This window comes from Pseudomonas sp. (assembly GCF_049301935.1).
GTDB lineage: Bacteria > Pseudomonadota > Gammaproteobacteria > Pseudomonadales > Pseudomonadaceae > Aquipseudomonas.
In genome coordinates, this window is record NZ_JBAQLP010000041.1 from 1 (window position 1) to 16,803 (window position 16,803).

A 16,803-nucleotide genomic window follows, 5' to 3' on the forward strand; every position below is an offset into this window, starting at 1 on the left:
CCGATCGGGGTTTCCATGGAGATCGGCTCTTTGGCGATCTTCAAGACCTTGCGGATCTTGTCCTCAGGCATCTCCATGCGCTCACCCAGCTCTTCCGGGGTCGGTTCGCGACCCATTTCCTGCAACATCTGCCGGGAAATACGGTTGAGCTTGTTGATCGTCTCGATCATGTGCACCGGAATACGGATGGTGCGCGCCTGGTCGGCAATCGAGCGGGTGATCGCCTGGCGAATCCACCAGGTGGCGTAGGTCGAGAACTTGTAACCGCGACGGTATTCGAACTTGTCCACCGCCTTCATCAGGCCGATGTTGCCTTCCTGGATCAGATCGAGGAACTGCAGGCCGCGGTTGGTGTACTTCTTGGCGATCGAGATCACCAGACGCAAGTTCGCCTCAACCATCTCTTTCTTCGCGCGACGGGCCTTGGCCTCGCCGATCGACATGCGCCGGTTGATGTCCTTGATTTCAGCCAGGGTCAGCTCGCACTCGGCTTCCAGGGCAGACAGCTTTTGCTGGCAGCGCTGGATGTCGCCTTGCAGGTTGCCGATGGCTTCAGCGTACTTGGCTTTGCCTTTGGCTAAGCCTGCAGACCACTCGACGTCGATTTCATTGCCGGGGAACAGGCGCAGGAAGTCGGCGCGCGGCATCCGTGCATCACGTACGCACAGTTGCATAATGGCGCGTTCCTGGGCGCGCAGGCGCTCCAGGGAGCTGCGCACACGTACAACCAGCGCGTCGTACTGCTTGGGCACGAGCTTGATCGGCATAAACAGCTCGGCCATTTCTTTCAGCGCGGCAATGCCTTGCTTGCTGTTACGGCCGTGCTTTTTCAGGGCTTTCTTGGCGAGTTCCAAGGCGTCGCCAATCGCGGTGAAGCGGCGCAGGGCCTCTTCAGGGTCCGGACCGCCATCGCCTTCTTCTTCCTCGTCATCGCTGGACTCGGCGTCGTCGTCGTCAGTTTCTTCGGCAGCGTCGCCGTCTTTGACGGGGACCGGCGCAGCCGCTTCGGCGGGAACGATGCCGTCATCCGGATCGATATAGCCGCTGAGGACTTCAACCAGGCGACCACCGTCGGTGGTGACACGGGTGTACTCGGCCAGAATACTGTCGACAGTGCCGGGGAAGTGGGCGATAGCACCCATCACTTCACGTATGCCTTCCTCGATGCGTTTGGCGATTTCGATCTCGCCTTCGCGGGTCAGCAATTCCACGGTGCCCATTTCACGCATATACATGCGCACTGGGTCCGTCGTGCGGCCGATATCGGTCTCCACCGCTGCCAGCGCTGCAGCGGCTTCTTCAGCGGCTGCCTCGTCGGTATCGGCGTCGGCCAACATAAGGGCGTCCGCATCCGGAGCACTCTCGTGTACGGGGATCCCCATGTCGTTGATCATGCGGATAATGTCTTCCACCTGCTCCGGATCAGAAATATCTTCCGGTAGGTGGTCGTTGACCTCTGCGTAAGTCAGATACTTCTGCTCACGACCCAGGGTGATCAACTCTTTGATACGAGACTGCTGTTGCGCTTTTCCGGACATAACACCCTATCCACTGAAGGTCTTGGCGGGCAAAAAACAAGCCGCGGATTATACCCGAGTAACACCCCTAAGCGCCAGTTGGACTCGGGATTACTGGTGATGCATTACGGCTCAGCAAGCTGCGCAGCTGATCTTTCTCTTCTGCGCTCAACTCACTTTGACGGGCTCTGCGCAGCAAATGTTCCAGGCTGCGCTCGCGTTGGCGGGCTATTAGACTAGTTATAGTGTCGAAAAACTGTTGTTCAAGGTTGTCAGCTGAAATCAGCCATTCCTTTTCTGCCAGGGCGCGTAATAGACGGCCCTGTTCGGTGCCATGCCAGCGCGCGATCAGCTGCAGCGAGCGCAGGTTGGGGCTCTTCTGCAGGGCGCCAAGCAGGGCGACCAGCAGTTGGGCGTAGGTATCGTCTTCGGCGGCGAAATGGCTGACATCTTCGACCTTCTGCGCCAATTGCGGGTGGTGCAGCAGGGTGCGCAGCGCGCTCAGGTGTGGCGATTCGACGCTGACTGCGGTGCGCGGTGCGCGCGGGGCGAACTCGCCCTGGCCCTTCTTGTTCCATCTGCCGCCGTCTTTCTTCCAGCTGCCCTTGCCGCTGTTGCGCTCGAATTGCGCTGCGGGGCTGGGGTTTTCGTATTCATTGCGGCTCGGTTCGACATCGTAATAGGCGCTGTCGGGAATCTCGTGGTAATCCGGGTGGTCGCTGGGCGGTGCGCTGTGCTGGCTAGGCTGGCTGCTGCGCACGGTTGGCGCCATCTGCTGCAGGGCTTCGCCGGACAGGCCGGTGATTTCGCTCAGGCGCTGTCGCATCAGGGCGCGCAGGTTATTGCCGGGGATCTTGTCGATCAGCGGCACGGCCAGGGTCATCAGGTGCGCTTTGCCTTCCAGGGAGCGCGGATCGGCCTCTTCGCTCAGTTGCTGGAAAAAATAGTCGGCCAGTGGCTGGGCGTGCTGATTGATCCGTGCGCGGAAGGCGTCGGTGCCTTCGCTGCGCACCAGGGTGTCCGGGTCTTCGCCGTCAGGCAGGAATAGAAAGCGCGCGCGGCGGCCGTCTTGCAGGCTCGGCAGGGTGGCCTCCAGGGCGCGCCAGGCGGCGTTACGCCCGGCGGCGTCGCCGTCGAAACAGAACAGTACGCTGGGCACCACGCGGAACAGGCGTTTGAGGTGTTCTTCGCTGGTGGCGGTGCCGAGGGTGGCGACGGCGTTGCGCAGGCCTTGCTGGGCCAGGGCGATCACGTCCATATAGCCTTCGACCACCATGATCTCGTCGAGGTCGCGGTTGTGCTTGCGTGCCTCGAACAGGCCGTACAGTTCCTGGCCCTTGTGGAATACCGGGGTTTCCGGGGAGTTCAGATACTTGGGCTTCTCGTCACCCAGCACCCGGCCGCCGAAGGCGATCACCCGGCCGCGGCTGTCGCGGATGGGGAACATGATGCGGTCGCGGAAGCGGTCGTAGCGTTTGCCGCTCTCGGCGTTTTCCACCAGCAGGCCGGCGTCGATCATCGCTTTCTGTTGCAGGCTGTCGCTGGCCAGGTGCTTGAGCAGGTTGTCCCAGCCGGGCGGGGCGAAGCCCATGCCGAAGTCGCGGGCGATCTCGCCCGACAGGCCGCGGCCTTTCAGGTAATCAATCGCGGCTTTGCGTTGCGGGTGGCTTTTCAGTGCCTGTTTGTAGAACTCGGCGGCGGCAGTCAGCAGTGGGTACAGCGGTGAGTCGGTGGGCTGGCGCGGTTTGTTGTTGCGTGCGCCTTCCTCGCGCGGCACTTCCATGCCGGCGCGCTTGGCTAGGTCCTCGATTGCCTGGGGGAAGTCCAGTTGGTCGTGGTCCATGACAAAACCCAGGGCGTTGCCGCCGGCACCGCAGCCAAAGCAGTAATAAAACTGTTTGTCCGGGCTGACGCTGAACGAAGGGGTTTTCTCTTTATGAAAGGGGCAGCAGGCGGTGTAATTCTTGCCGGCCTTTTTCAGCTGGATGCGCGAGGCGACCACGTCGACGATATCGGTGCGGTTGAGCAGATCATCGATAAACGACTGTGGGATCAGGCCGGCCATAGGCACTCAGAATACTGTTATGCGCAGGGGCAGAACAGGTCGGGCAAAAACTAAAAGACTCCGATCGTCACCCGAAGGTGGCGCGGAGTCTAAAAGCGAAACCCGGCCGAAGCCGGGTGTCAGGCGTTGCTTGTAGCTAATCGTGCAGACGAGGCTGCTGCGATTAGTACAGGCGAACGCTGCGGCGCTGCTCGCGCTGCACTTTCTTGGCGTGACGCTTAACAGCGGCTGCTGCTTTGCGCTTACGCTCGGAAGTCGGCTTTTCGTAGAATTCACGGCTGCGAACTTCAGCCAGAACACCGGCTTTTTCGCAGGAGCGCTTGAAACGACGCAGAGCTACGTCGAAGGGTTCGTTCTCTTTAACTTTGACGGCTGGCATCCAGGGCGTACCTTCTTTATTACCGGGGGGTAACGTTGCTCCTGGCAAATGGCGCTGGAGAACGTAGGTTTTTAAGGGTTGCGGATGTTACCGCCTCATCGCGAGGAATGCAAAGCCTCTGATCGAAAAGCGCTGGCCGGCTCGCGCCAGCGACCATTATCATGCGCGCCTTCGAAGTTGCACACACTACTACAAGGCACTGCCCATGCTGGTTCTGGGATTGGAAACCTCCTGCGACGAAACCGGTGTCGCGCTCTACGACAGCGAGCGCGGCCTGCTGGCCGATGCGCTGTTTAGCCAGATTGACCTGCACCGCGTGTATGGCGGTGTAGTGCCCGAATTGGCCTCGCGTGATCACGTCAAGCGCATGTTGCCGTTGATCCGCCAGGTGTTGAGTGAGGCCGGCAAGGATAAGTCCGATATCGATGCCATCGCCTACACCGCGGGCCCCGGCCTGGTCGGCGCGCTGCTGGTCGGTGCATCCTGTGCTCAGGCGCTGGCCTTTGCCTGGGACATTCCAGCACTGGGTGTGCACCATATGGAAGGCCACTTGCTGGCGCCGATGCTGGAAGAGCAGCCGCCGGCCTTTCCGTTCGTCGCTTTATTGGTGTCGGGCGGGCATACCCAACTGGTTCGCGTCGATGGCATCGGCCAATACCAACTGCTCGGCGAATCCCTGGATGATGCGGCGGGCGAGGCATTCGACAAGACCGCCAAGCTGATGGGCCTGCAATACCCCGGCGGGCCGGAGATTGCCCGCCTGGCGCTGAGCGGCACGCCTGGGCGCTTCAAGTTCCCACGGCCGATGACCGATCGCCCTGGGCTGGAGTTCAGCTTCAGCGGCCTGAAGACCTTCACCCTGAACACCTGGCAGCAGTGCCAGGCGGCAGGCGACAACTCCGAGCAGACCCGCTGCGACATCGCTTTGGCGTTCCAGCAGGCGGTGGTCGATACCCTGACCATCAAATGCAAGCGTGCACTCAAGCAAACCGGGCTGAATAACCTGGTGATCGCCGGCGGTGTGAGTGCCAACCAGGCGCTGCGCCAGTCCCTGGAGAAGATGCTGGCGGAGCTCAAAGGTGAGGTGTTTTACGCGCGCCCGGCGTTCTGCACCGATAACGGCGCGATGATCGCCTACGCCGGCTGTCAGCGCTTGCTGGCGGGGCAGCATGAGGATTTGAGCATCAAGGTGCAGGCGCGTTGGCCGATGGAGCAACTGCCGGCGCTGTAAACGCGTGCGGGATGAGCCAGATTCACTCGACCGATTTAGAAATGCCGCTCACGGCCGGCGAACAGATCGCGTAAATTGCCGCGATGGCGCCAGACGATCAGCCCGGTCAGTGCGCAGACGGGCAGCAGGGCGTCGGGTTGCTGCCAGGCGAGCAGGGGCAGGGTCAGCGGCGTGGCAATCAGCGCCGCCAGTGAGCTGGTGCGGGTCAGGACAAAGGTCAGTAGCCAGGCGGCAACGGCGAGCAAGGCGGCAGGCGGATACAGCCCCAAGAGCATGCCGGCGGCCGTGGCGACACCTTTGCCGCCGCGGAAGTTGAAGTACAGCGGATACAGGTGGCCGACAACGGCTGCCAGGCCGATCCAGGCTTGCTGCTGCAGGCTGAAGTCGAGCAGGCCGGCGATCAGTACCGGTAGCAGGCCCTTGAGCAGGTCGCCGATCAGCGTGAGGATGGCCAGGCGTTTGCCGGCGACCCGGAACATGTTGGTGGCACCGGGGTTGCCCGAGCCACTGGCGCGCGGGTCCGGTCCGCCGCTTAGGCGGCTGAGCAGAATGGCGAAGGACAACGAGCCGAGCAGGTAGGCGAGGATCGCCAACAGCCAAAACATGGTATCCATTCCGGGGCAAGGGAGCCCTGATTCTAACTAGGTGCGCCAGTATTGTCGTGCCACGGAGAGCGTGCTTGGACACAGTTTTTATCGAGGGTCTGGAAGTCGATACGGTGATCGGTGCCTACGACTGGGAGCGCAGCATTCGCCAGTGTTTGCGTTTGGATCTCTACCTGGGCTGGGATAACCGTCCTGCGGCTGCCGGTGATGAGCTGGACAAGGCGCTGGATTACGCCAAGGTCGCGCAGCGGGTTCAGGCGTTTGCCAGCGAGTCGCAGTTTATCCTGGTGGAAACCTTCGCCGAGCGGCTGGTCGAGTTGCTCATGGCTGAGTTTCAGGTTCCCTGGGTACGGCTCAAGCTGACCAAGCCCGGCGCGGTGCCGGCGGCCAGCGGTGGGGTGGGCGTGGAGATCGAGCGCGGATGTCGCTAACTCCCGTTCTACTCGGCCTGGGCAGCAATACTGGGCGCGAGGCGCACCTGTGCGCCGGCCTCGATGCGCTCGCCGGCCTGCTCAGTGAGATGCGCTGCTCGCCGGTATTCGAAAGCCAGGCGGTGGGCATCAAAAGCGGGCCGTTCTTCAATCTGGTGGTGGCCGGCTACAGCGCGCTGCCGCTGGGCGAGCTGGATCGCCGGCTGAAGTTTATCGAGGCCGATAACGGCCGCTATGCTCCGGATCGTAAAGGTCTGCCCCTGGATATCGACGTGCTGCTGTACGGCGAGCTGGTCGGCAACTTCGACGGCCTGATCCTGCCGCGTGCGGAAATCCTGAAGAACGCCTTTGTGCTCTGGCCTTTGTCGTTGCTGGCACCGGATGCTCTGCATCCGGTGCAACAGCGCAGTTTTGCCGAGCTGTGGCAGGGGGCGCAGATCGAGCAGCAGCTGTGGCCGGTGGCATTCAGCTGGCGTGATCAGCAGCTGACGCCGGCGCAGTTGATTCAGGCGTATCCCGCCGCTTAGCCCGACTGCGAGGCCGCGTTTGTTTTGTATGCCGTGAGCGCCAGCAGTCGTTCGCGATCTAGCGCCTCACCCAGCTCCGCCCCCTTGAAGCCTTGTGCGAGCAGCGGCTGCACCGCCACGGCGCGGGCTACGTGCATGGCGCCACGCAGGTAGTCGGCTTGCGGGTAGGCGCGTTGTTCCAGGCCGAGGCGGCCGCGAGCGTCCATTTCACAGGCGGCGATAAACTCTTCAAAACGCTGCGGGCGGCGGAACACGTCGAAGCCTTGCAACAGCTTGAGCAGGGTCGAGGCTTTCAGCTCCAGGGCGCGATGGCCGTGGGTGTGAAATTCGCCGACCTGCAGGGCCAGCTCCTGGCAATCCTTGGGCACCTTGCAGCGCTGGTTGATCGCGCGGATCAGCTTCAGTCCGGTGTGCTCGTGGGCGATATGCCGGGGCCACTCGGCCTCGGGCGTCAGGCCCTTGCCGACATCGTGCAGCAGACAGGCCCAGCGCACGGTCAGGGGCTGCTGGTGCTCGGCGCACTGGCGCAGCACGCTGAGCACATGCACGCCGCTGTCGATTTCCGGGTGATGGGCGGCGGGCTGCGGCACGCCGAACAGCGCATCGACTTCGGGCAGCAACTCGCGCAAGGCGCCGCAGTCGCGCAGCACCTGGATAAATACATCCGGGCGCGGCTCCATCAGCGCGCGGGAGATTTCCTTCCAGCTGCGTTCAGGCGTCAGCGCGCTGAGCTCGCCGGATTCGCTCAGTTCGCGCATCAACGCCATGCTTTCAGGGGCTACGCTGAAGCCCAGCGACGCGTAACGGGCGGCGAAGCGAGCGACGCGCAGCACGCGCAGCGGGTCTTCGGCGAAGGCCGGGGAGACGTGGCGCAGCAGCCTGGCGTCGAGGTCGCGCTGGCCGCCATAGGGATCGAACAGGTTGCCCTGGTCGTCTTCGGCCATGGCGTTGACGGTCAGGTCGCGGCGGATCAGGTCTTGTTCCAGGGTCACATCCGGGCTGGCGAAGAAGGTAAAGCCGCCGTAGCCGCGTCCACTTTTGCGCTCGGTGCGGGCCAGGGCGTATTCCTCACCGGTCTGCGGGTGCAGAAATACCGGGAAGTCCGCACCCACCGGGCGGTAGCCCTGCTCGAGCATTTGCTCGGCGCTGGCGCCGACCACCACCCAGTCGATCTCGCTGACCTCGCGGCCTAATAGACGATCGCGTACTGCGCCGCCCACTTTATAAATTTGCATGCCGAATCCTCCGTTGCATAAAGCATAACGGCTGGGTGGCGCGGCTGTCTGGTACGCGCGGTAGCCCGGAGGCAATCCGCGCTACGGGCTAGCCTGCAAGGTTAGGGCGGCGTACCGATCAAATGGGCGGGATCATCAGGTCGAGGCGCGGGTAGTCGCTGTCATGTTCGGATTCATTTTTCGCTGGAACATGCTGGATACCGATCAGCTGTTCGCCCTGATACATCTCCAGGTGAATATTGAAGCCCCACAGGCGATGCAGGTGTTTCAGCACTTCCTCGGTCGAATTGCCCAGCGGTTTGCGGTCATGCTGCTGGTGACGCAGGGTCAGCGAGCGGTCGCCGCGGCGGTCGATGCTCCAGATCTGCACGTTGGGCTCGCGGTTGCCCAGGTTGTATTGCGCGGCCAGGGTTTCCCGAATCTGCTGGTAGCCGGGCTCGTCGTGGATCGCCGGGACAACCAGTTCGTCTTTCTGGTCGTCATCGAGAATGCTGAACAGCTTGAGGTCGCGGATTACCTTGGGCGACAGGTACTGCAGGATAAAGCTCTCGTCCTTGAAGCTGTTCATGGCGAATTTCAGGGTGCTGAGCCAGTCGCTGCCGGCTATCTCCGGAAACCAGCGGCGATCCTCTTCGGTGGGCTCCTCGCAGATCCGGCGGATATCGCGGTACATGGCAAAGCCCAGGGTGTAGGGGTTGATGCCGCTGTAGTAGGGGCTGTCAAATGGCGGCTGGTAGACCACGCTGGTGTGCGACTGGAGGAACTCCAGCATAAAGCCTTCGGTAACCAGGCCCTCGTCGTACAGGTCGTTCATCAGGGTGTAGTGCCAGAAGGTGGCCCAGCCTTCGTTCATCACCTGGGTCTGGCGCTGCGGGTAGAAGTACTGGGCAATCTTGCGCACGATGCGGATGATCTCGCGCTGCCAGGGCTCCAGCAGCGGGGCGTGTTTTTCCAGGAAATACAGGATGTTTTCCTGCGGCTCGGCGGGGAAGCGTTTGTTGTCTTTGCCGTCGCCCTTGCTGGCGCTTTTCGGGATGGTGCGCCAGAGGTCGTTGATCTGCTTTTGCAGGTGCTCTTCGCGGTCCTTCATGCGCCGCCGTTCTTCCTCGGCGGAGATCGGGTAGGGGCGTTTGTAGCGGTCGACGCCGTAGTTCATCAGCGCATGACAGGAGTCGAGCAGGTCTTCCACCGCATCGATGCCGTGGCGCTCTTCGCACTGCATGATGTACTGCTTGGCAAACACCAGGTAATCGATGATCGAGCTGGCGTCGGTCCAGGTGCGGAACAGGTAGTTGCCCTTGAAAAAGCTGTTGTGGCCGTAGCAGGCATGGGCGATCACCAGGGCCTGCATACAGATGGTGTTTTCTTCCATCAGGTAGGCGATGCACGGGTCGGAGTTGATCACGATTTCGTAGGCCAGGCCCATCTGTCCACGCTTGTAGCCCTTTTCGGTGCTGAGGAAGTGTTTGCCGTAGGACCAGTGGTGATAGCCCAGCGGCATGCCGACCGAGGCGTAGGCGTCCATCATCTGCTCGGCGGTGATCACCTCGATCTGGTTGGGATAGGTGTCCAGCGCATAGCGCTCGGCGATGCGGCCGATTTCGCGGTCGTACTGGCGGATCAGTTCGAAGGTCCATTCCGAACCGGTGGAAATCGGCTGGCGGCGCTTGTCTTGGCTGTTGCTCATGTGGCTAGCCTCCGCTGGAACAGGTCGCGGAATACCGGGTAGATATCACCTGCAGAAACAAGCTGCTGTTGGGCGAAGGTGTCGGCGAAGGCTTCGCTGACCTGCTCGTACTCGAACCACAGCGCCTGGTGCTCACGCGGGGTGATCTCGACGTAGGTGAAGTACTGCACGAACGGCATGATCTGATTGATCAATATATCCCGGCAGACCGGCGAGTCATCATTCCAGTTGTCGCCATCCGACGCCTGGGCGGCGTAGATATTCCATTCATTGATCGGGTAACGCTCGGCCATGATCTCCTGCATCAGCTTGAGCGCGCTGGAGACGATGGTGCCGCCGGTCTCGCGCGAATAGAAGAACTCCTCTTCATCCACTTCCTTGGCGCTGGTGTGGTGGCGGATAAACACCACCTCGATCTTGTCGTAGTTGCGCTTGAGGAACAGGTACAAAAGGATAAAGAAGCGCTTGGCGATGTCCTTGGTCGACTGAGTCATGGAGCCGGAGACGTCCATCAGGCAGAACATCACCGCCTTGGAGCTGGGGTTGGGCTGTTTGACCAGCAGGTTGTACTTGAGGTCGAAGGTGTCGAGGAAGGGGATGCGCTTGATCCGCGCACGCAGTTTGCTGACTTCTTCTTCCAGCGCCTGGATATCGCCGAGGTTGTCCGGCTGTTCCAGTTTCAAGCGTTCCAGTTCGGCCTGGATGACCTTGAGTTTATTGCGGCTGCTGCCGGACAGGGCGATGCGTCGAGCATGGGCCGAGCGCAGGGTGCGCACGATATTGATGCGTGATGGGTTGCCTTCATTGCTGATGCCGGCGCGCACGCTCTTGAAGGTGTCGCTGCCGGTTAGGTGGCGTTTGATCAGGTTGGGTAGCTCGAGGTCCTCGAACATAAAGTCGAGGAATTCTTCCTGGGTGATCTGGAAGACGAACTCATCCATGCCTTCGCCGGAGTTGCTCGCCTTGCCGGCGCCCTGGCCGCTGCCACCGCCTTGCGGGCGGGCAATCTTCTCGCCCGTGGTGAATTCACGGTTGCCGGGGTGCACGGTGGTCTGGCGGCCGCCGCGGCCGTGGTGCAGCACCGGCTCGTCGATATCACGGCCGGGGATGCTGATCTGTTCGCCGTGCTCCATATCGGTGATGGAGCGGCGGCTGACCGCCTCTTCGACGGCCTTCTTGATATGGTCGCGGTAACGCCGCAGGAAGCGTTGGCGGTTTACCGTGCTCTTGTTTTTGCCGTTCAGGCGTCGATCGATCACATGGCTCATCACTGCCCTCCGTGCGCTGCAGACATCAGGCGCAGCCAGCACAGGGCGGCATTTTTCGCGCACCCTGCAGCCGCTGCAGCCTGTCGCGTCAGGCCGCGTTATTGCGATTTACGAACCCGCAGATACCACTCGGACAGCAGGCGTACCTGCTTGTCGGTGTAACCGCGTTCGACCATGCGAGTGACGAAGTCGTTGTGTTTCTGTTGATCCTCCTTGCTCGCCTTGGCGTTGAAGCTGATGACCGGCAGTAGGTCTTCGGTGTTGGAGAACATCTTCTTCTCGATCACCACGCGCAGCTTCTCGTAGCTGAGCCAGGTCGGGTTCTTGCCGTTGTTGTTGGCCCGGGCGCGCAGCACGAAGTTGACGATCTCGTTGCGGAAATCCTTCGGGTTGCTGATGCCGGCCGGTTTTTCGATTTTCTCCAGCTCCTCGTTGAGGGCCACGCGATTGAGAATTTCGCCGGTTTCCGGGTCGCGGTATTCCTGATCCTGAATCCAGAAGTCGGCGTACAGCACATAGCGGTCGAAGATGTTCTGCCCGTACTCGCTGTAGGACTCCAGGTAGGCGGTCTGGATTTCCTTGCCGATAAACTCGATGTAGCGCGGTGCCAGGTACTCCTTGATAAAGCGCAGGTAGCGCTCGCGTACTTCGGCGGGGAACTGTTCCTGCTCGATCTGCTGTTCCAGCACGTAGAGCAGATGCACTGGGTTGGCGGCGATTTCGTGGGGGTCGAAGTTGAACACCTTGGAGAGGATTTTGAAGGCGAAGCGGGTCGACAGGCCGTTCATGCCTTCATCGACGCCGGCGCTGTCGCGGTATTCCTGGATCGACTTGGCCTTGGGGTCGGTGTCCTTGAGGTTTTCACCGTCATACACGCGCATCTTCGAGTAGACGTTGGAGTTTTCCGGCTCCTTCAAGCGGCTCAGCACCGAGAACTGCGCGAGCATCTTCAGGGTGTCCGGGGCGCAGTGGGCCTTGGCCAGGGAGCTGTTGGCCAGCAGCTTGTCGTAGATCTTGATCTCGTCGGTGACGCGCAGGCAGTAGGGCACCTTGACGATATAGATGCGATCGATAAAGGCCTCGTTGTTCTTGTTGTTGCGGAAGGTGTGCCATTCCGATTCGTTGGAGTGAGCCAGCAGGATGCCGCTGAAGGGGATCGCGCCGAGGCCTTCGGTGCTGTTGTAGTTGCCTTCCTGGGTGGCGGTCAGCAGTGGATGCAGCACCTTGATCGGTGCCTTGAACATCTCGACGAACTCCATCAGGCCCTGGTTGGAACGGCACAGCGCGCCGGAATAGCTGTAGGCGTCGGCGTCGTTCTGCGGGTATTCCTCAAGCTTGCGGATATCCACCTTGCCGACCAGGGCGGAGATGTCCTGGTTGTTCTCATCGCCCGGCTCGGTCTTGGCCACGGCGATCTGATTCAGGATCGAGGGGTAGAGTTTGACCACGCGGAACTGGCTGATATCGCCGCCGAACTCCTGCAGGCGCTTGGTCGCCCAGGGCGACATGATGCTGTTGAGGTAGCGCCGCGAGATGCCGTACTCCTCTTCGAGAATGGCGCCGTCCTCGGCATCGCTAAACAGCCCCAGCGGCGACTCGAACACCGGCGAGCCCTTGATCGCGTAGAACGGCACTTTCTCGATCAGGTGCTTGAGCTTTTCCGCCAGCGAGGATTTACCGCCGCCCACCGGGCCGAGCAGATAAAGGATCTGTTTCTTCTCTTCCAGGCCCTGGGCCGCATGGCGGAAGTAGGAGACGATCTGGTCGATGCACTCTTCCATGCCATGGAAATCGGCAAAGGCCGGGTAACGGCGGATCACCTTGTTGGAGAAGATCCGCGACAGCCGCGAGTTACTCGAGGTGTCGAGCAGTTCGGGCTCGCCAATGGCCATCAGCAGGCGCTCGGCTGCCGAGGCATAGGCGCTACGATCCTGTTTGCACAGTTCGAGGTACTCCTGGAGGGTGAGTTCCTCCTGCCGAGTCGCTTCGAAACGTTGTTGGAAGTGGCTGAAAATGCTCATGACTTCACCTCGCACGATGCGCAGAGCCGGTGCGGGATCGGTCAGGTGCTTGGCAGCTCCGGTGCGGATGCAGCCGGGATAAAACCCCCAGAACACCTAAAAATCTTAGAATCTGTGCAACGTCTGCTGCGCGTCGCGAGACCTTGAACAGGTTCTTACCGATGGCCCGATGCCGTTTGGCCGGCTCTACCTTGTTTTGGATGGCCTGAGCTAGAGGATAGTTCGGAATCGGCGAGGTCAAGGGGTGCGCAACGATAACAGGATATTACCGTTGGTCGGGAGTTGCCGGCAGGCCGCTGCTGGTGCGGCCTGGGCGCTGAAAAAATTATTCTTCGGGCGTGTGTGCTGTTTCGCCGGGGAAGGTGGCGCGCCACAGCTCGAAACCGCCGTCGAGGCTGTAGACCTCACTGAAGCCCTGGCCGGCCAGATAGGCCGCCGCGCTCTGGCTGGAATTGCCGTGGTAGCAGGTGACGATCAGCGGCGCGTCGAGATCGGCCTGGCTGATAAAGCTGTGCAGCGAGTGGTTGTCGAGGTGCTGCGAGCCGCTGATATGGCCGGCGGCGAAGCTCTGCGGATCACGGATATCGACCACCGCCGCGCCTTGCTGGCGTAAGGCCTGAGCCTGCTCGGGGGGGATGCGTTTGAATTCGCTCATGCTTGCTCCTTACAGTCGCAGCTGTATTTCTCGCCGCTATCGATATTTATCAGGGTCATGCTCGCGCCCCACACGCAGCCGGTATCCAGAGCGATCACGTCGGGCTCCGGGGAGTGCCCTTCGAGCGCCGCCCAGTGGCCGAAGATGATCCGCTGGCCGCGGGTCTTGCGCTGCTTGTAGCTGAACCAGGGCGCGTAGCCCGGTGGTGCACTGTCGACGCCTTCCTTGCTTTTCAGGTCGAGGGTGCCGTCGGCTTTGCAAAATCGCATGCGGGTGAAGTAGTTGGTGATCACCCGCAGGCGGGTGACGCCGTGCAGGTCGCCGTCCCACTTGGCCGGCTCGTTGCCATACATGCCGTCGAGAAACAGCGGCAGGCGCGCGTCATCACGCAGGGCTTCTTCCACTTCGGCGGCGCGCCTGAGGGCTTTGTCCATGCTCCACTGCGGCGGGATGCCGGCATGCACCAGAGCGGTATCGCGGGCTTCGTCGTAATGCAGGAGTTTCTGCCGGCGCAGCCAGTCGAGCAGGTCGGCGGCGTCCGGTGCGTCGATGATCTCGCGCAAGGTATCGGCTTTTTTCAGGCGCTCGATATTGTGCGCCACGGCCAGCAGGTGCAGGTCGTGATTGCCCAGCACGCAGGTCAGTGCATCACGGATGCTGTAGAGATAGCGCAGCGTCGCCAGGGACTCGGGGCCGCGATTGACCAGATCACCGACCAGCCACAGCTGGTCCCGCGCCGGATCAAAGGCCACGCGCTCAAGCAGGCATTGCAGGGGTTTCAGGCAACCTTGCAGGTCGCCGACGGCGTAGGTACTCATCAGTGTAACGAGCCTGGCACCGCCAGGCGGAAGGGCGCGATGACGGCGTCAAAACGTTTACCGTCGCTGGCGAGCATTTGATAGCTGCCTTGCATGATGCCGACGCGGGTGGCCATCACCGTGCCGCTGCTGTAGGTGTGGCTGGCGCCGGCCTCGATCAGTGGTTGTTGGCCGATCACGCCGGCACCGCGCACTTCCTGCACGCGGCCATCGCCGTCGGTAATCACCCAGTGGCGCGATAGCAGTTTGGCCGGCAGTTCGCCCTTGTTGCTCACCGTGACCGTGTAGGCGAAGGCAAAGCGGTTCTGCTCCGGCTGCGATTGCTCCGGCAGGTAGCGGGTGACGACGCTGACGTCGATGTTGTAGCGCGAATCGCTCATGCGTATTAACTCGGTAGGCAGAAAACCAGTCTAGTCGCTGTCAGTCGGCGTTGGGGTGTTCGGCCAGTTTGTCCGCCAGGCGTACAAACGCCGCCAGGTCCAGTTGCTCAGGGCGCAGGCTGCCATCGACGCCGGCGGCTTCGATGGCCGCTGCGGGCAGTAAGTTCTTCAAGGTATTGCGCAGGGTCTTGCGCCGTTGGTTGAAGGCTTCGCGCACCACGCGCTCAAGCAGGTGATGGTCCTTGGCCGGATGCGGCAGCACCTCGTGCGGCACCAGGCGGACGATCGCCGAGTCGACCTTTGGCGGCGGGTTGAACGCCCCGGGGCCGACATTGAACAGGTGTTCCACGCGGCAGTGGTACTGCACCATGATCGACAGCCGCCCCCAGTCGCCACCACCGGGCTCGGCGGCCAGGCGCTCGACCACTTCCTTTTGCAGCATAAAGTGCATGTCGCGGATCAGCGCGGCATTGCTCAGCAGGTGGAAAATCAGCGGTGTGGAGATGTTGTACGGCAGGTTGCCGACCACGCGCAGGCTGTGTGGCGCGGCTTGCAGCTGGTTGAAGTCGAACTTCAGCGCATCACCCTGATTCAGGCGAAAACGCGGGTTGCTGCCGAACTGGTGTTGCAGGATCGGCACCAGGTCGCGGTCCAGTTCAATCACGTCGAGCTGCGCGCCGCTGTTCAGCAGACCTTCGGTCAGCGCACCCTGGCCTGGGCCGATTTCCAGCATGTGCTCGCCTTCGCGGGCGTGGATGGCGCGCAGAATGCGGTGGATCACCCCGGCGTCATGCAGGAAGTTCTGGCCGAAACGCTTGCGCGCGCGGTGTTGGTAGTCGGACATGCAACAGCTCCAGGCTTCAAAGCATCGGCTTGAAGCGAATGTAACGCAGGTAGAAAGCCCGGCAGTTTAACAGCATTGGCGGCGTCCGCCCCGTGCCGGGCAAGGCAGTCAGTGGCTTTTCACCTGGCTGGCGGCCATTGCATAGGCGGTTTGTAGGGCCACCTGCAGGCTGCCGCTGTCGATCTGGCCGCTGCCGGCCAGGTCCAGTGCAGTGCCGTGGTCGACCGAGGTGCGGATGATCGGCAGGCCCAGGGTGATATTCACCGCGGCGCCAAAACCTTTGTATTTGAGCACCGGCAAGCCCTGATCGTGGTACATGGCCAGTACCGCATCGCAGTGGTCCAGGTATTTGGGGGTGAACAGGGTGTCGGCCGGTAGCGGGCCGATCAGGTTGATACCTGCTGCGCGCAGCTGCCGCAGGGTGGGCTCGATCACCTCTATTTCTTCCATGCCCAGGTGGCCGCCTTCACCGGCATGCGGGTTGAGGCCGCAGACCAGAATGCGCGGCCGGGCGATGCCGAATTTCGTACGCAGGTCGTGCTCGAGAATGCGCGCGACCCGGCTTAGGCGCTCAGGCGTAATGGCGGCGGCGACATCCTTGAGCGGCAGGTGGGTGGTCACCAGCGCCACGCGCAGGCCGCGGGTGGCAAGCATCATCACCACCTGCTCGGTCTGGGTCAGTTCGGCGAGAAATTCGGTATGCCCGGAGAAGGCGATGCCCGCTTCATTGATCACGCCCTTGTGTACGGGGGCGGTGATCATCCCGGCGAAGTCGCCATCCAGGCAGCCCTGGCCGGCGCGGGTCAGGGTCTGCAGCACGTAGGCGGCGTTGGCGGCGTCGAGCTGGCCGGGCCTGACCCTGGCTTGCAGTGGGGTATCCCAGACATACAGGCTGCCGGCCGGTGCGGGTGTGTGTGGCCAGTTGCCAGGTGCTGCGCTCAGCAGTTTGGTCTGCAGGCCCAGCAGGGCTGCCCGCTCGCTCAGCAGTTCACGGCTGGCGATGGCGACCAGGGGGTGAGGCTGGGCGGCGCGTGCCAGCAACAGGCACAGATCCGGGCCGATACCGGCAGGCTCACCAGGGGTCAGGGCGAAAAGCTGGGCGGTGGTCATCGGTAGGTTCTCTTCTGGGCGGTGTTGGCG

At 61.9% G+C, this 16,803-nt stretch carries 16 protein-coding genes; 3 read left to right on the top strand and 13 right to left on the bottom strand.

Features of this window, described 5'->3' with window-relative positions:
- The 3 genes from rpoD to rpsU form a co-directional block, all read right to left on the bottom strand.
- On the bottom strand, positions 1–1,538 hold a 1,538-nt coding region (gene rpoD, locus WA145_RS05755; RefSeq protein WP_422580651.1), incomplete at its 3' end, for an RNA polymerase sigma factor RpoD.
- 67 nt (positions 1,539–1,605) lie between these two features.
- Positions 1,606–3,582: a DNA primase gene (gene dnaG / locus WA145_RS05760; protein ID WP_422580652.1), complete on the bottom strand. Its 1,977-nt coding sequence runs from the start codon at positions 3,580–3,582 to the stop codon at positions 1,606–1,608.
- A gap of 163 nt (positions 3,583–3,745) precedes the next feature.
- Complete coding sequence (gene rpsU, locus WA145_RS05765; RefSeq protein ID WP_003296736.1) at positions 3,746–3,961, bottom strand: 30S ribosomal protein S21; 216 nt, start codon at positions 3,959–3,961, stop codon at positions 3,746–3,748.
- A gap of 205 nt (positions 3,962–4,166) precedes the next feature.
- Between rpsU and tsaD the strand changes: the two genes are divergently transcribed.
- Positions 4,167–5,192, top strand: a complete 1,026-nt coding sequence (gene tsaD / locus WA145_RS05770; RefSeq protein ID WP_422580653.1) for a tRNA (adenosine(37)-N6)-threonylcarbamoyltransferase complex transferase subunit TsaD — start codon at positions 4,167–4,169, stop codon at positions 5,190–5,192.
- 35 nt (positions 5,193–5,227) lie between these two features.
- Here tsaD and plsY read toward each other — a convergent pair whose 3' ends face one another.
- The gene (plsY, locus tag WA145_RS05775) at positions 5,228–5,797 is read right to left on the bottom strand and encodes a glycerol-3-phosphate 1-O-acyltransferase PlsY (protein ID WP_422580654.1); all 570 of its coding nucleotides are present in this window, start codon (positions 5,795–5,797) and stop codon (positions 5,228–5,230) included.
- Positions 5,798–5,871: 74 nt separating this feature from the next.
- On the opposite strand from plsY, the gene folB reads away from it, so the two are divergent.
- Together folB and folK are read left to right on the top strand one after the other, a co-directional pair.
- Entirely contained in the window at positions 5,872–6,228 is a 357-nt protein-coding gene (gene folB, locus WA145_RS05780) for a dihydroneopterin aldolase (RefSeq protein WP_422580655.1), read from the top strand.
- Positions 6,219–6,755, top strand: coding sequence for a 2-amino-4-hydroxy-6-hydroxymethyldihydropteridine diphosphokinase (folK, locus tag WA145_RS05785; RefSeq protein ID WP_422580656.1), 537 nt, complete (start codon positions 6,219–6,221; stop codon positions 6,753–6,755). The genes folB and folK overlap by 10 nt, the downstream gene beginning before the upstream one ends.
- Here folK and WA145_RS05790 read toward each other — a convergent pair.
- The 9 genes from WA145_RS05790 to pdxA form a co-directional block, all read right to left on the bottom strand.
- Entirely contained in the window at positions 6,752–7,990 is a 1,239-nt protein-coding gene (locus tag WA145_RS05790) for a multifunctional CCA addition/repair protein (protein WP_422580657.1), read from the bottom strand. The genes folK and WA145_RS05790 overlap by 4 nt on opposite strands.
- 118 nt (positions 7,991–8,108) lie before the next feature.
- Positions 8,109–9,677, bottom strand: coding sequence for a SpoVR family protein (locus tag WA145_RS05795; protein ID WP_422580658.1), 1,569 nt, complete (start codon positions 9,675–9,677; stop codon positions 8,109–8,111).
- The gene (locus WA145_RS05800) at positions 9,674–10,945 is read right to left on the bottom strand and encodes a YeaH/YhbH family protein (protein ID WP_422580659.1); all 1,272 of its coding nucleotides are present in this window, start codon (positions 10,943–10,945) and stop codon (positions 9,674–9,676) included. The genes WA145_RS05795 and WA145_RS05800 overlap by 4 nt, the downstream gene beginning before the upstream one ends.
- A 98-nt stretch (positions 10,946–11,043) precedes the next feature.
- A complete protein-coding gene (locus WA145_RS05805; protein WP_422580660.1) occupies positions 11,044–12,966 on the bottom strand; it encodes a PrkA family serine protein kinase in 1,923 nt (640 codons plus the stop codon).
- A 325-nt stretch (positions 12,967–13,291) separates the two neighbouring features.
- Positions 13,292–13,621, bottom strand: a complete 330-nt coding sequence (gene glpE / locus WA145_RS05810) for a thiosulfate sulfurtransferase GlpE (RefSeq protein ID WP_422580661.1) — start codon at positions 13,619–13,621, stop codon at positions 13,292–13,294.
- Positions 13,618–14,439: a symmetrical bis(5'-nucleosyl)-tetraphosphatase gene (locus WA145_RS05815; protein ID WP_422580662.1), complete on the bottom strand. Its 822-nt coding sequence runs from the start codon at positions 14,437–14,439 to the stop codon at positions 13,618–13,620. Before WA145_RS05815 ends, glpE begins: the two co-directional genes overlap by 4 nt.
- On the bottom strand, positions 14,439–14,819 hold the full coding sequence (gene apaG / locus WA145_RS05820; protein ID WP_422580663.1) for a Co2+/Mg2+ efflux protein ApaG: 381 nt from the start codon (positions 14,817–14,819) through the stop codon (positions 14,439–14,441). The genes WA145_RS05815 and apaG overlap by 1 nt, the downstream gene beginning before the upstream one ends.
- Before the next feature lie 40 nt (positions 14,820–14,859).
- Complete coding sequence (gene rsmA / locus WA145_RS05825; protein WP_422580664.1) at positions 14,860–15,663, bottom strand: 16S rRNA (adenine(1518)-N(6)/adenine(1519)-N(6))-dimethyltransferase RsmA; 804 nt, start codon at positions 15,661–15,663, stop codon at positions 14,860–14,862.
- A gap of 108 nt (positions 15,664–15,771) precedes the next feature.
- Positions 15,772–16,773: a 4-hydroxythreonine-4-phosphate dehydrogenase PdxA gene (gene pdxA, locus WA145_RS05830; protein ID WP_422580665.1), complete on the bottom strand. Its 1,002-nt coding sequence runs from the start codon at positions 16,771–16,773 to the stop codon at positions 15,772–15,774.
- Positions 16,774–16,803 lie beyond the last annotated feature (30 nt).

Coding starts and splice junctions, on each gene's coding strand:
- dnaG (WP_422580652.1), bottom strand. CDS start 3,582: ATGGCCGGCCTGATCCCACAGTCGTTTATCGATGATCTGCTCAACCGC.
- rpsU (WP_003296736.1), bottom strand. CDS start 3,961: ATGCCAGCCGTCAAAGTTAAAGAGAACGAACCCTTCGACGTAGCTCTG.
- tsaD (WP_422580653.1), top strand. CDS start 4,167: ATGCTGGTTCTGGGATTGGAAACCTCCTGCGACGAAACCGGTGTCGCG.
- plsY (WP_422580654.1), bottom strand. CDS start 5,797: ATGTTTTGGCTGTTGGCGATCCTCGCCTACCTGCTCGGCTCGTTGTCC.
- folK (WP_422580656.1), top strand. CDS start 6,219: ATGTCGCTAACTCCCGTTCTACTCGGCCTGGGCAGCAATACTGGGCGC.
- WA145_RS05790 (WP_422580657.1), bottom strand. CDS start 7,990: ATGCAAATTTATAAAGTGGGCGGCGCAGTACGCGATCGTCTATTAGGC.
- WA145_RS05795 (WP_422580658.1), bottom strand. CDS start 9,677: ATGAGCAACAGCCAAGACAAGCGCCGCCAGCCGATTTCCACCGGTTCG.
- WA145_RS05800 (WP_422580659.1), bottom strand. CDS start 10,945: ATGAGCCATGTGATCGATCGACGCCTGAACGGCAAAAACAAGAGCACG.
- WA145_RS05805 (WP_422580660.1), bottom strand. CDS start 12,966: ATGAGCATTTTCAGCCACTTCCAACAACGTTTCGAAGCGACTCGGCAG.
- glpE (WP_422580661.1), bottom strand. CDS start 13,621: ATGAGCGAATTCAAACGCATCCCCCCCGAGCAGGCTCAGGCCTTACGC.
- WA145_RS05815 (WP_422580662.1), bottom strand. CDS start 14,439: ATGAGTACCTACGCCGTCGGCGACCTGCAAGGTTGCCTGAAACCCCTG.
- apaG (WP_422580663.1), bottom strand. CDS start 14,819: ATGAGCGATTCGCGCTACAACATCGACGTCAGCGTCGTCACCCGCTAC.
- rsmA (WP_422580664.1), bottom strand. CDS start 15,663: ATGTCCGACTACCAACACCGCGCGCGCAAGCGTTTCGGCCAGAACTTC.
- pdxA (WP_422580665.1), bottom strand. CDS start 16,773: ATGACCACCGCCCAGCTTTTCGCCCTGACCCCTGGTGAGCCTGCCGGT.